The 12,881-nt window shown below is 67.2% G+C and carries 14 protein-coding genes; 7 read left to right on the top strand and 7 right to left on the bottom strand.

The annotated features are described in order from the left end of the window. The first annotated feature begins 44 nt into the window (after positions 1 to 44). Genes potA through FM069_RS16740 form a run of 3 tightly spaced genes read left to right on the top strand, consistent with a single transcriptional unit; the run spans position 45 to position 2,985 of the window. The gene (potA, locus tag FM069_RS16750; protein ID WP_143489520.1) at positions 45 to 1,199 is read left to right on the top strand and encodes a polyamine ABC transporter ATP-binding protein; all 1,155 of its coding nucleotides are present in this window, start codon (positions 45 to 47) and stop codon (positions 1,197 to 1,199) included. Between the two features lie 23 nt (positions 1,200 to 1,222). Next, positions 1,223 to 2,104 (top strand): ABC transporter permease subunit, encoded by an 882-nt coding sequence (locus tag FM069_RS16745; protein WP_178106796.1) that lies wholly within the window; start codon positions 1,223 to 1,225, stop codon positions 2,102 to 2,104. After that, positions 2,101 to 2,985 carry an ABC transporter permease subunit gene (locus FM069_RS16740; protein WP_143489518.1) on the top strand — a complete coding sequence of 295 codons (885 nt, stop codon included), beginning with the start codon at positions 2,101 to 2,103 and terminating at the stop codon, positions 2,983 to 2,985. Before FM069_RS16745 ends, FM069_RS16740 begins: the two co-directional genes overlap by 4 nt. A 58-nt stretch (positions 2,986 to 3,043) precedes the next feature. Here the strand turns inward: FM069_RS16740 and FM069_RS16735 are convergent, their stop codons facing one another. From FM069_RS16735 to gshB, 7 genes are all read right to left on the bottom strand, one after another. Further along, a complete protein-coding gene (locus FM069_RS16735; RefSeq protein ID WP_143489517.1) occupies positions 3,044 to 4,315 on the bottom strand; it encodes a dihydroorotase in 1,272 nt (423 codons plus the stop codon). Then, positions 4,315 to 5,322 carry an aspartate carbamoyltransferase catalytic subunit gene (locus FM069_RS16730; RefSeq protein ID WP_143489516.1) on the bottom strand — a complete coding sequence of 336 codons (1,008 nt, stop codon included), beginning with the start codon at positions 5,320 to 5,322 and terminating at the stop codon, positions 4,315 to 4,317. The genes FM069_RS16735 and FM069_RS16730 overlap by 1 nt, the downstream gene beginning before the upstream one ends. Before the next feature lie 25 nt (positions 5,323 to 5,347). Then, positions 5,348 to 5,860 (bottom strand): bifunctional pyr operon transcriptional regulator/uracil phosphoribosyltransferase PyrR, encoded by a 513-nt coding sequence (pyrR, locus tag FM069_RS16725; RefSeq protein WP_143489515.1) that lies wholly within the window; start codon positions 5,858 to 5,860, stop codon positions 5,348 to 5,350. A gap of 12 nt (positions 5,861 to 5,872) precedes the next feature. Beyond that, positions 5,873 to 6,316 (bottom strand): Holliday junction resolvase RuvX, encoded by a 444-nt coding sequence (gene ruvX / locus FM069_RS16720; protein WP_143489514.1) that lies wholly within the window; start codon positions 6,314 to 6,316, stop codon positions 5,873 to 5,875. Beyond that, positions 6,316 to 6,885 (bottom strand): YqgE/AlgH family protein, encoded by a 570-nt coding sequence (locus FM069_RS16715; protein ID WP_143489513.1) that lies wholly within the window; start codon positions 6,883 to 6,885, stop codon positions 6,316 to 6,318. Before FM069_RS16715 ends, ruvX begins: the two co-directional genes overlap by 1 nt. An 81-nt stretch (positions 6,886 to 6,966) precedes the next feature. Continuing rightward, the gene (locus FM069_RS16710; RefSeq protein WP_143489512.1) at positions 6,967 to 7,860 is read right to left on the bottom strand and encodes an energy transducer TonB; all 894 of its coding nucleotides are present in this window, start codon (positions 7,858 to 7,860) and stop codon (positions 6,967 to 6,969) included. Between the two features lie 109 nt (positions 7,861 to 7,969). Beyond that, entirely contained in the window at positions 7,970 to 8,932 is a 963-nt protein-coding gene (gene gshB / locus FM069_RS16705; protein WP_143489511.1) for a glutathione synthase, read from the bottom strand. A 245-nt stretch (positions 8,933 to 9,177) separates the two neighbouring features. Between gshB and pilG the strand changes: the two genes are divergently transcribed. The 4 genes from pilG to FM069_RS16685 all read left to right on the top strand — a co-directional run bounded on the left by pilG (position 9,178) and on the right by FM069_RS16685 (position 12,822). Continuing rightward, a complete protein-coding gene (gene pilG, locus FM069_RS16700; protein ID WP_143489510.1) occupies positions 9,178 to 9,585 on the top strand; it encodes a twitching motility response regulator PilG in 408 nt (135 codons plus the stop codon). A gap of 44 nt (positions 9,586 to 9,629) precedes the next feature. Continuing rightward, a complete protein-coding gene (gene pilH / locus FM069_RS16695; protein ID WP_143489509.1) occupies positions 9,630 to 9,995 on the top strand; it encodes a twitching motility response regulator PilH in 366 nt (121 codons plus the stop codon). Between the two features lie 48 nt (positions 9,996 to 10,043). Further along, entirely contained in the window at positions 10,044 to 10,580 is a 537-nt protein-coding gene (locus tag FM069_RS16690; RefSeq protein WP_143489508.1) for a chemotaxis protein CheW, read from the top strand. A gap of 193 nt (positions 10,581 to 10,773) precedes the next feature. After that, on the top strand, positions 10,774 to 12,822 hold the full coding sequence (locus FM069_RS16685) for a methyl-accepting chemotaxis protein (protein ID WP_143489507.1): 2,049 nt from the start codon (positions 10,774 to 10,776) through the stop codon (positions 12,820 to 12,822). The last annotated feature ends 59 nt before the right edge of the window (positions 12,823 to 12,881 follow it).

Raw genomic sequence — 12,881 nt, 5'->3', positions numbered from 1 at the left:
CGCCCGCCGTCGTGGACGGGCGGCAAGACTCTGGGAGTGTGGTAATGGCAATAGCCTCCGGTGCCTACAAGAAAGCCCTCGAGGGCGAGCAGCAGCCGAAAGAGGTGCTGGTCAAGATCGACCGGGTGACCAAGCAGTTCGACGAGACGGTGGCGGTGGACGACGTCTCCCTGACCATCAACAAGGGCGAGATCTTCGCCCTGCTGGGCGGCTCCGGCTCGGGCAAGTCGACCCTGCTGCGCATGCTCGCCGGGTTCGAGCGGCCCAGCTCGGGGCGGATCTTCCTCGATGGCGAGGACATCACCGACATGCCGCCCTACAAGCGGCCGATCAACATGATGTTCCAGTCCTACGCGCTGTTCCCCCACATGACCGTGGCGCAGAACATTGCCTTCGGCCTCAAGCAGGATCGCCTGTCCAAGGACGAGGTCGACCAGCGGGTGGCGGAAATGCTCAAGCTGGTGCACATGACCCAGTACGCCCGGCGCAAGCCGCACCAGCTCTCCGGCGGCCAGCGCCAGCGGGTGGCCCTGGCGCGCTCCCTGGCCAAGCGGCCGAAGCTGCTGCTGCTGGACGAGCCCATGGGCGCCCTGGACAAGAAGCTGCGCTCGCAGATGCAGCTGGAGCTGGTGGAGATCATCGAGCGGGTGGGGGTGACCTGTGTGATGGTGACCCACGACCAGGAGGAGGCCATGACCATGGCCCAGCGCATCGCCATCATGCACCTGGGCTACATCCAGCAGATCGGCAGCCCCATGGACATCTACGAGACCCCGGCGAGCCGGATGGTCTGCGAGTTCATCGGCAACGTGAACCTGTTCGACGGCGAGCTGATCGCCGACGACTCCGATCACGCGGTGATCGCCTGCCCGCAACTGGAACGGCCCATCTACATCGGCCACGGCATCAGCACCCGGGCCCAGGACAAGCGCGTCACCTACGCTCTGCGCCCGGAGAAGCTGCTGATGAGCGCCCAGCTGCCGGCCGACCACGAGCACCCCGACTACAACTGGGCCCGCGGCACGGTGCACGACATCGCCTACCTGGGCGGCCACTCGGTGTACTACATCAAGCTGGGCTCCGGGCAGGTGGTGCAGGCCTTCATCGCCAACGCCGAGCGCCACGGCAAGCGGCCGACCTGGAACGACCAGGTGACCGTGTACTGGGAAGACGACAGCGGCGTGGTGCTGCAATCATGAAGCTCAGCCGCCTGAAACGACGCCTGCCCAACGGCCGGCACGGGGTCATCGCCGTGCCCTTCGTCTGGCTGTTCCTGTTCTTCGTGCTGCCGTTCGCCATCGTCCTGAAGATCAGCTTCACCGAGGCCGACGTGGCGATCCCGCCGTACACCGAGATCTACACCTGGGCCGACAACCAGCTGTCCATCGTCCTCAACCTCGGCAACTATCTGATGCTGACCGAGGACCCGCTGTACCTGGCGGCCTACCTGGGCTCCCTGAAGATGGCGTTCTTCAGCACCCTGATCTGCCTGCTGATCGGCTACCCCATGGCCTACGCCATCGCCCGGGCCGACAAGGAACTGCAGACCGTGCTGTTGCTGCTGATCATGATGCCGACCTGGACGGCGATCCTGATCCGCGTCTATGCCTGGATGGGCATCCTCAGCAACAACGGCCTGCTCAATGGCGTGCTGCAGGGCCTGGGCCTGATCGACGCGCCGCTGCAGATCCTCAACACCGACATCGCGGTGTACATCGGCGTGGTCTATTCCTACCTGCCGTTCATGATCCTGCCGCTCTTCGCCAACCTGGTGAAGCACGACCTGAGCCTGCTGGAAGCGGCGTCCGACCTGGGCTCCAGCCACATCAACAACTTCTGGAAGATCACCGTGCCGCTGTCAAAGAACGGCATCATCGCCGGCTGCATGCTGGTGTTCATCCCGGTGGTGGGCGAGTTCGTGATCCCCGAGCTGCTGGGCGGCCCGGAGACCCTGATGATCGGCAAGGTGCTCTGGCAGGAGTTCTTCAACAACCGCGACTGGCCGGTGGCATCCGCCCTGGCGGTGGTGATGCTGGCGATCCTCATCGTGCCGATCATCCTGTTCAACCGTAACCAGGCGAAGGAACTGGAGGGCAAGGTATGAAGCGCTTCGGTTTCTCCCAAGTGATGCTCTGGCTCGGCCTGCTGTTCATCTACCTGCCCATGGTCATCCTGGTGATCTACTCGTTCAACGCCTCGCGGCTGGTGACGGTGTGGGGCGGCTGGTCGATCAAGTGGTACGTCGGCCTGCTGGACAACACCCAGCTGATGAACGCGGTGATGCGCTCCCTGGAAATCGCCTTCTACACGGCGATCTCCGCGGCCTTCCTCGGCACCCTGGCGGCCTTCGTGCTGACCCGCATCCCGCGCTTCCGCGGCCGCACGCTGTTCGGCGGCATGGTCACCGCGCCGCTGGTGATGCCCGAGGTAATCACCGGTCTGTCGCTGCTGCTGCTGTTCGTGGCCATGGCCCAGTTGATCGGCTGGCCCCAGGAGCGGGGCATCTCCACCATCTGGATCGCCCACACCACCTTCTGCTCGGCCTACGTGGCGGTGGTGGTATCGGCGCGCCTGCGGGAACTGGACCTGTCCATCGAGGAGGCGGCCATGGACCTGGGCGCCAAGCCGTGGAAGGTCTTCGTGCTGATCACCATCCCGATGATCGCGCCGTCCCTGGCGGCGGGGGCGATGATGTCCTTTGCCCTGTCCCTGGACGACCTGGTGCTGGCCAGCTTCGTCTCCGGGCCGGGCTCCACCACCCTGCCCATGGAGGTGTTCTCCGCCGTGCGCCTGGGGGTGAAGCCGGAGATCAACGCGGTGGCCAGCCTGATCCTGCTGTCCGTCTCGCTGTTCACCTTCCTCGCCTGGTACTTCAGCCGGCGCGCCGAGGAACACCGCAAGCGGGCGATCCGCGAGGCCATGGAGGTTACCGCCAGCGAAAGCGCTTCCACCTGGAAGGGGGCGCCGGTGGCGCCGAACCCGTAACGTCACGCTCCCATGAAAAAGGCCGCTCACGCGGCCTTTTTCATGGCGGGGCGGACGCTCAGGCCTCGTAGCTGAGGCGACCGTCCACCAGGGTGTAGCGCACCTGCCCGGGCAGGCAGTGGCCGATGAAGGGGCAGTTGTCGCCCCGGGAGAACCAGTGCTCGCCGGCCAGGGTGGAGCTCTGGGGGTCGAACAGCACCAGATCCGCCGGGCCGCCCACCTGCAGCGTGCCGGCCGGCAGGCGCAGGGCCGCGGCCGGGCCGGCGCCGAGGCGCTGGAGCAGGGTCGGCAGGTCCAGCAGGCCGTCCTGCACCAGGGTCAGGGCCAGGGGCAGCAGCAACTCGACGCTGGCGATGCCCGGCTCGGTGGCGCCAAAGGGCGCCAGCTTGGCGTCCGGTTCGTGGGGCTGGTGGTGGCTGGCGATGGCCTGGATGGTGCCGTCGCGCACCGCTTCGCGCAGGCCGTCGCGGTCGGCGCGGGTGCGCAGCGGTGGCTGCACGTGGTACAGGCTGGAGAAGCCGGCCAGGGCCTCGTCGGTGAGGATCAGCTGGTACAGCGCCACGTCGGCGGTTACCGGCAGGCCGCGGGCCTGGGCCTCGGCGATCATCCGCGCGCCGCGGGCGCTGCTGAGCTGGCTGAAGTGGGCGCGCACGCCGCTCTGCTCCACCAGCAGCAGGTCCCGGGCCAGGGCCACGGTCTCGGCGGTTTCGGGGATGCCCGGCAGGCCGAGGAAGCTGGCCGTGGCGCCCTCGTGGGCCAGGCCGCCCTCCGCCAGCTCGGCGTCCTGGGAATGGAAGATCACCGTCAGGTCGAAGGTGGCCGCGTATTCCAGGGCGCGGCGCAGGGTGCGGTTGTCCGCCAGCGGCGCCAGGCCGTTGCCGAAGGCCACGCAGCCGGCGTCGCCGAGGGTCACCAGTTCGGCCAGTTGCTCGCCGGCCAGGCCCTTGGTCAGCGCGCCGATGGGAAACACCTTGGCGTGGCCGGCTTCCCGCGCGCGGTCGAGGATCAGCTCGGCCACCGCCGCGGTGTCCAGCACCGGCCGGGTCAGCGGCGGGCAGCACAGGCTGGTGACGCCGCCGGCGGCGGCCGCCAGGGTCTCGCTGGCGATGCTGCCCTTGCGGCTGTAGCCCGGCTCGCGCAGGGCCACCGACAGGTCCACCAGCCCGGGCGCGGCCACCAGGCCCCGGGCGTCGACGGTGCGCTCGGCATCGAAGCCGGCCGGCGCCTCGCCCAGGGCGGCGATGCGCCCGGCGTCGAGATACAGGTCGTCGACCCGGTCCAGGCCGCTGGCAGGGTCGATGACCCGGGCCCCGAGGATACGGATACGCATCAGGCTTGCTCCTCGGCTTCCTGGTTGAGTTGTCGCTGGGCGGTCTGCCCGCTCATGGCCATGGACAGCACCGCCATGCGCACCGCGATGCCGTAGGTGACCTGGTTGAGGATCACCGACTGGGCACCGTCGGCGACCGCCGATTCGATCTCCACGCCGCGGTTGATCGGTCCCGGGTGCATGACGATGGCGTCCGGGTGTGCGAGCTTCAGGCGCTGCTGGGTGAGGCCATAGAGGCGGTAGAACTCCCCCTCGCTGGGCAGCAGGCCGCCCTGCATGCGTTCGCGCTGCAGGCGCAGCATGATCACCACGTCGACGTCCTTCAGGCCCTGGGCCAGGTCGCTGAAGACCCGCACGCCGTATTGCTCGACGCCCACCGGCAGCAGCGTCTTCGGGCCGATCACGCGGATGTCCGGGCAACCCAGGGCCTTGAGCGCCAGCATGTTGGAGCGGGCCACCCGGGAATGCAGGATGTCGCCGACGATGGCCACCGAGAGCTGTTCGAAGCCGCCCTTGTGGCGGCGGATGGTGAGCATGTCCAGCATGCCCTGGGTCGGGTGGGCGTGGCGGCCGTCGCCAGCGTTGATGATCGCCACGTCCGGGCAGACGTGCTCGGCGATGAAGTGGGCGGCGCCGGAATCGCTGTGGCGCACCACGAACATGTCGGCGGCCATCGCCTCCAGGTTGCGCAGGGTATCGAACAGCGTCTCGCCCTTGCTGGTGGAGGAGGTGGAGACGTTCAGGCTGATGACGTCGGCGGAGAGCCGCTGGGCGGCTAGCTCGAAGGTGGTGCGGGTGCGGGTGGAGTTTTCGAAGAACACGTTGCACACCGTCTTGCCGCGCAGCAGGGGGACCTTCTTCACCGCCCGGGCGCCCACTTCGAGGAACGAGTCGGCGGTGTCCAGCAGTTCGGTCAGCAGCGGCCGGGGCAGGCCGTCGAGGGAAAGGAAGTGGCGCAACTGGCCCTGGTCGTTGAGCTGCAGCGGGCGCTTGGCGTCTGTCGGCATGGGGCGGGCCCTGGGGTCGGAGGGTTCAGGAAGCGGAGGCGAGGGCCTGGCGTTCGAGTCGCAACGGCGCCGGGCCGAGCAATTTTACCCGCTCGCCGGCGGCCAGGGACAGGCCGGCACCGACCACGTCGGGGCGGATCGGCAACTCGCGGTCGTCCAGGTCCAGCAGGCAGACCAGGGTCACGCTGGCGGGCCGGCCGTAGTCGAACAGCTCGTTGAGCGCGGCACGGACCGTGCGCCCGCTCATCAGCACGTCATCGATCAGCACCAGGTGCTGGTCTTCCACTTCGAAGGGCAGCGCCGACGGCCGCACCTGGGGGTGCAGGCCCTTGCGGGTGAAATCGTCGCGGTAGAAGGAGACGTCCAGGGTGCCCAGCGGCGCGTCGCTGCCCAGGGCTTCCAGCAGGGCCTGGGCGACCCACACCCCGCCGCTGTGGATGCCGATGAAGCGCGGCGCCTCGATGCGCCGCTCATGCAGGTGATCGGTGAGGGCGCGGGCCATCCGCGGCAGCAGGTCGGCGGGATCGGGCAGGGACATCGGCGTTCCTCGTCAGGTGTGTGCGTGCTGGGCCAGCCAGCCTTCCAGCAGCAGGGCGGCGGCCAGGGCGTCCACCGGGCGCTCCCGGTAGCCGCCGCGCTGGCCCTGGGCCAGGCGTTCGCCCTTGGCCTCGAAGGTGGTCAGGCGTTCGTCGTGGGTGTGTACCGGCAGGCCGAAGCGGCCGTTCAGGCGGCGGGCGAATTTCTCGGCGCGGGCGCTCATCTCGCTGGGGGTGCCGTCCATGTTCAGCGGCAGGCCGACGACGATCGCGTCGGGCTGCCATTCCTTGACCAGGGCCTCCACCCGGGTCCAGTCCGGCACCCCGTTCTGCGCCTTCAGGGTGCATAGCTCCCGGGCCTGGCCGGTGACCACCTGGCCGACGGCCACGCCGATCTGCTTGGTGCCGTAGTCGAAGCCGAGCAGCAGGCGCAGCGGTCTGTCCGCGGCGGCGCCCATCAGGCGTGGCCGGCCTGGGCGGTGAGCAGCGCGAGGGTGATGCCCAGGCGGCGGGCGGCGGCATCCAGGCGCGCCTCGGCGGGCAGCTCGAAGAGGATTTCCGGGTCGGCGGGGCAGGTCAGCCAGGCGTTGTCGGCCAGCTCGGCGTCCAACTGGCCCGCTTCCCAGCCGGCGTAGCCCAGGGCTACCAGGCTGCGCGCCGGCCCGCTGCCATCGGCAATGGCGAACAGCACGTCCTGGGAGGTGGACAGCGCCAGCTCGCCCAGCTCCACGGTGGCCTGGAAGGTCCGCCCGGGGGGATGCAGGACGAAGCCGCGGTCGGTCTGCACCGGGCCGCCGGCGTAGATCGGGATGCCCTGGCAGTGCAGCGGCGGCTCGTAGTCGGTGCGCAGCTGCTCCAGCACGTCCCCCAGGGACAGGCCATTGGGGCGGTTGATGACCAGGCCCATGGCGCCCTGCTCGTTGTGGTCCACCACATAGATGAGGGTCTGGGCGAAGTTCGGATCGGCCATGTGCGGCATGGCGATCAGCAGGTGATGCTTGAGGTAGGTCGGCGCGGTGCTTTTCATGACGGTAAGCTTAAAGCGTCGAACGGCCAGCGCAAAGCCACCGCCGTCGCCCTGCCGCCCGAGCGGCGGCACCCGTGCGCCTCAGCGGCTGGAGAGCTTGTCGCCGCGCTCGAAGCGCCAGGTGCGGATGATTTCCAGGCGGTCGAATTCCGACAGGTCGCCGGCGAACGGCGCGAAAGGCGCGGCCAGGCGCACGATGCGCATGGCCGCCTGGTCCAGCACCGTCTGGCCGGAGGATTCCAGCACCTGCACCTCGTAGAGGGTGCCGTCGCGGTTGATCGACACCAGCAGCCGCAGGCTGCCGTAGATGCGCTGGCGGCGCGCCTCGTCGGGGTAGTTGAGGTTGCCGACCCGCTCGATCTTCTTGCGCCACTCTTCCTTGTACCAGGCGCCCTTGTCGCGCATGGTGGAGGCGGCGTTCAGGCGGTGGATCTTCGGCCGCTTGGCGTACAGCTCGCGTTCCTGGGCCAGCTGCGCCTCCAGGCTGGCGATCTCCGACGACAGCTGGGCGCTGTCGAACACCGGGGCCTGGCGGGCCTCCGGCTCGGGCTTGGCTTCCTCGTGCTTGACCGGGGTCTTGCGCGGCTGCGGCGAGCGGGTCGCCACGGCGGCCTTGGGCGCTTCCTCATGGGCGGCCTGGCGCGGCGTGGTGGGCGGGGTGACGCGCTTGATCTCGCTGTCCTGGAACAGCGCCTGCTCTGTGGTCTTCGGCGTCGCCTTGTGCTCCAGGGTGCCGCTGCCCTGCTGGTTGTCCTGGGCGAGGAAGTCCGCCTCCTTGGGCTTTTCCTTGCTCTTGAAGGTGGACAGGGTGATTTCCAGGGTCTTGCTGATCTGTGCCGGCTCGGCGAGGGAGAAGCCGACCCCGAGGAGCACCGCCAGGTGCAGCAGCGCGGCGAGGAACAGGGTGAATCCCAGGCGATCCGCCGGGCGTACAGCGGTACGGGCGGAGTCGGCTGGGTAGGGGCTTGCGTTCATTTCGGATCGGCTTGGCTCGGGTTGCGCGCAGTCTGCCCAGCGTCCCGATAAAAGTCTATGAAGCAGGTAGCAGCCTGGAAAGAAAGCCGTGCGAATGCCGCGAGGCGCGTCAGGCCGTGCGGCGGGCCTCCAGTTTTCCGGCGATCGCGTCCATCAGCCGCTCGCCGATCCGGGTGTCGTAGGCGCGGTCGATCTCGCGGATGCAGGTGGGGCTGGTGACGTTGATCTCGGTGAGGTGCTCGCCGATCACGTCGAGGCCGACGAACAGCAGGCCCCGCTCGCGCAGCGCCGGGCCCACCTGGGCGGCGATCCAGCGGTCGCGCTCGGTGAGCGGGCGGGCCTCGCCGCGACCGCCGGCGGCCAGGTTGCCGCGGGTCTCGCCCTGGGCCGGGATGCGCGCCAGGCAGTAGGGCACCGGCTCGCCGTCGATCATCAGGATGCGCTTGTCGCCGTCCTTGATGGCCGGCAGGTAGCGTTGCGCCATGATCTGCTGGGTGCCATGGGCGGTGAGAGTCTCGAGGATCACCGAAAGGTTCGGGTCGCCCTCGCGGTGACGAAATATCGACGAACCGCCCATGCCATCCAGGGGTTTGAGAATGATGTCACGCTGTTCTTCGGCAAACTCGCGCAGAATATCCGCTCGCCGGCTCACCAGGGTCGGCGGGGTGCACTGGGAAAACTGCGTGGCGAAGAATTTTTCGTTGCAATCCCGTAGACTCTGCGGCCGATTGACCACCAGCACGCCGGCTCGCTCCGCCTGCTCCAGCAGGTAGGTGGCGTAGACGAACTCGTTGTCGAAGGGTGGGTCCTTGCGCATGAGGACCACGTCCAGCTCGTGCAACGGCGCGTCGGCCTCGGCCTCCAGCTCGAACCAGTGCCCCGCATCCTCGAAGACCCGCAGCGCCCGCATGCGTCCACGGGCTTCGCCGGCTTTCTGGTAGAGGTCCTGGGGTTCCATATAGAAGAGCGACCAGCCGCGCGCCTGGGCGGCCAGCAGCATCGCCAGCGAACTGTCCTTCTTGAAGGCAATGCGCGCGATGGGGTCCATGACAATCCCGAGGCGAACGCTCATGGGGGATTTTCCTCCGCAAGAAAAGCGGCAGCAGGACGCTGCCGAGACTAGAATTCAGGCGCTCAGGGTGGCGCCGGTGCCCCGGGCGGTCAAGGGAAAACCTTGACCGCCCGGGGCTTATAGATTGCGTTTGGAGAGTGTGCTAAAAAGGCCGCGAGATTGGGTCGCAACCCATCGGTGGTAGGGCCTCAGGCGCACTGTAGAACGCAAAAACAACGAATCACCGAGGCGATGGTAGGGCGAACATGGAACAGCATTCCGAGGGTTTGAAGGTGATGGTGATCGACGATTCGAAAACGATTCGTCGCACCGCGGAAACTCTGCTGAAGAAAGTGGGTTGCGAAGTCATCACCGCCGTCGACGGGTTCGATGCACTGGCCAAGATCGCCGACACCCACCCCAACATCATCTTCGTCGACATCATGATGCCCCGGCTCGACGGGTATCAGACCTGCGCCCTGATCAAGAACAACAGCGCTTTCAAATCCACGCCGGTTATCATGCTGTCTTCCAAGGACGGTCTGTTCGACAAGGCCAAAGGCCGCATCGTCGGGTCCGACCAGTACCTCACCAAGCCCTTCAGCAAGGAAGAGCTGCTCGGTGCCATCAAGACGCACGTGCCGGCCTTCACGCCGGTGGAACAAGCCTCCTGACGCTTGCCATCCGGCCGCAACGCCTCTTCCGCATAGGGAACACCATGGCTCGAATTCTGATTGTTGATGACTCTCCGACCGAGATGTACAAGCTGACCGCGATGCTGGAAAAGCACGGTCATCAGGTCCTCAAGGCGGAAAATGGCGCCGACGGCGTGGCGCTGGCGCGCCAGGAGAAGCCGGACGCCGTGTTGATGGACATCGTCATGCCCGGCCTGAACGGCTTCCAGGCGACCCGTCAGCTGACCAAGGATGCCGAGACCAGCCACATTCCGGTGATCATCGTCACCACCAAGGACCAGGAGACCGACAAGGTCTGGGGCAAGCGCCAGGGCGCGCGCGACTACCTGACCAAGCCGGTGGACGAAGACACGCTGCTCAAGACCCTGAGTGCCGTGCTGGCCGGCTGACGCCGGGCACGACGTTCCATAACGAGAACAAGAAGGCCACGGCCCGGCATGTCCGACACGCAGACCCCCTTCCAGATCCTCCTCGAGATCGACCAGCGCTGTCGGGCGCTCGCGGCCGGCCTGCCTTCGCAGCAGGCCGCGGTGCAGACCTGGAGCGGCATCGGTTTCCGCATGGGCGACCGCTACCTGGTGGCGCCCATGGGTGAGGTGGGCGAGGTGCTCCATGAGCCCCGCTACACCCTGCTGCCGGGCGTCAAGGGCTGGGTGAAGGGTGTCGCCAACGTGCGTGGCCGACTGCTGCCGGTGATGGACCTCTGCGGGTTCTTCGGCAGCGAGCTGTCGCCGCTGCGCAAGCAGCGGCGGGTCCTGGTGGTCGACCACCGGGAGATCTTCGCCGGCCTGATCGTCGACGAAGTCTACGGCATGCAGCATTTCCCGGTGGACGGCTTCTCCGAGCAGTTACCGCCGCTGGAAGCATCGATCCAGCGCTTCATCCATGGGGTTTTCCAGCGCGAGCGGCCGTGGCTGGTCTTCAGCCCCCACGCGCTGGCGCAGGACCAGGCGTTCCTGGACGTGGCGGTCTAGCCGGCCCGTCCGGGGCGGCGCAATACGTTTCACAGCGACTCGATGGGGTGGACCCCATCCAAGGCGGGGCCTCCGGGTCCCGCTCGCGGCGGGGGCTACCCGATCCGCGGTTTACGGTCGGACCGGCATCGCCGGTCCTTTGGCGTTACATGGAAAAAACGTGTGTGTGGTAGGTCCAGGCGGGGGCCAGATAATGAAAAGACTCAATGCAGGCAATCCTCTCGCGGGTATGCGCAGCAGTACGCTGATCGCCGGACTCTTCGTGGTCCTGATCGTCTCGATCGTACTGTTGTTCGCCAACTTCGCGTATCTCGGTACTCAGTCGAACTACGACAAGGAGTACATCAGCCACGCGGGCGAGCTGCGCGTGCTGTCCCAGCGGATCGCGAAGAACGCCACCGAAGCGGCGGCGGGCAAGGCCGAGGCCTTCGCCCTGTTGAAGGACGCGCGCAACGACTTCGAGAAGCGCTGGGGCATCCTGGTCAATGGCGACGAGGCCAGCGGCCTGCCGCCCGCACCCGATGCCGTCCGCGAGGACATGGGCCTGGTGCAGAAGGACTGGGACAGCCTGCGCAAGAACGCCGACGCCATCCTGGCCAGCGAACAGACCGTACTGTCGCTGCACCAGGTGGCCGCGACCCTCGCGGAAACCATCCCGCAGCTGCAGGTCGAGTACGAGGAAGTCGTGGACATCCTGCTGGAAAGCGGCGCGCCCGCGGCCCAGGTGGCCGTGGCCCAGCGTCAGTCGCTGTTGGCAGAACGGATCCTCGGCTCGGTGAACAAGGTGCTCGCCGGTGACCAGGACTCGGTGCAGGCCGCCGACATGTTCGGCCGCGACGCCAGCCTGTTCGGCCGCGTTCTGAGCGCCATGATCGAAGGCAACGCGGCGATGGAAATCACCAAGGTGACCGATAAGGAAGCCCTGGACCGCCTGCAGGAGATTTCCGAGCTGTTCGAATTCGTCTCCGGTTCGGTGGACGAAATCCTCGAGACCTCGCCGGAACTGTTCCAGGTCCGCGAATCCGCCAACACCATCTTCACCGACTCCCAGACCCTGCTGGACAAGGCCTCGAAACTGGCCATCGGCTTCGAGAACCTGGCGGCCGGTCGCTACGTCAACACCCTGGCCGGCTACGTGCTGGGCGCCCTGGCGCTGGGTTCGATCATCCTGATCGGCCTGGTGATGGTGCAGAGCACCCGGGCCCGACTGGCGGAAACCGCGGCGAAGAACGAACGGAACCAGGCGGCGATCCTGCGGCTGCTGGACGAGATCGCCGACCTCGCGGACGGTGACTTGACGGTGGCGGCCACGGTGACGGAGGACTTCACCGGTGCCATCGCCGACTCCATCAACTACTCCATCGACCAGCTCCGCGACCTCGTCGAGACCATCAACATGACCGCGGTCCAGGTAGCAGCGGCGGCCCAGGAAACCCAGGCCACCGCCATGCACCTCGCCGAGGCGTCCGAGCACCAGGCCCAGGAAATCGCCGGCGCCTCCGCGGCGATCAACGAGATGGCGGTCTCCATTGACCAGGTATCGGCGAACGCCTCGGAATCCACCGCGGTGGCGGAACGTTCCGTGGCCATCGCCAACAAGGGCAACGAGGTGGTGCACAACACCATCACCGGCATGGACAACATCCGCGAGCAGATCCAGGACACCTCCAAGCGGATCAAGCGCCTGGGTGAATCGTCCCAGGAGATCGGGGACATCGTGAGCCTGATCAACGACATTGCCGACCAGACCAACATCCTCGCCCTGAACGCCGCAATTCAGGCGTCCATGGCCGGCGACGCGGGCCGCGGCTTCGCGGTGGTAGCGGACGAAGTACAGCGCCTCGCAGAACGTTCCTCGGCGGCGACCAAGCAGATCGAGGCACTGGTGAAGACCATTCAGACCGACACCAACGAGGCGGTGATCTCCATGGAGCAGACCACTTCCGAGGTGGTCCGCGGTGCCCGCCTGGCCCAGGATGCCGGTGTGGCCCTGGAAGAGATCGAGAAGGTATCCAAGACCCTCGCGGCGCTGATCCAGAACATCTCCAACGCGGCGCGCCAGCAGGCGTCGTCCGCCGGCCACATCTCCAACACCATGAACGTGATCCAGGAGATCACCTCGCAGACGTCCGCCGGTACCACCGCGACCGCCAAGAGCATCGGCAACCTGGCCAAGATGGCCAGCGAGATGCGCAAGTCGGTTTCGGGCTTCAACCTGCCGGAAACCCCGGAACAGGCCTGAGCGAAGGAGGCGCGGCGTTCCTGAGGGGCGCCGCCAGCGGCCATGAACGAGGGCGAGGG

This window comes from Pseudomonas mangiferae (assembly GCF_007109405.1).
Classification (GTDB): domain Bacteria; phylum Pseudomonadota; class Gammaproteobacteria; order Pseudomonadales; family Pseudomonadaceae; genus Pseudomonas_T; species Pseudomonas_T mangiferae.
This window is presented reverse-complemented; position numbering and strand designations above follow the sequence as displayed.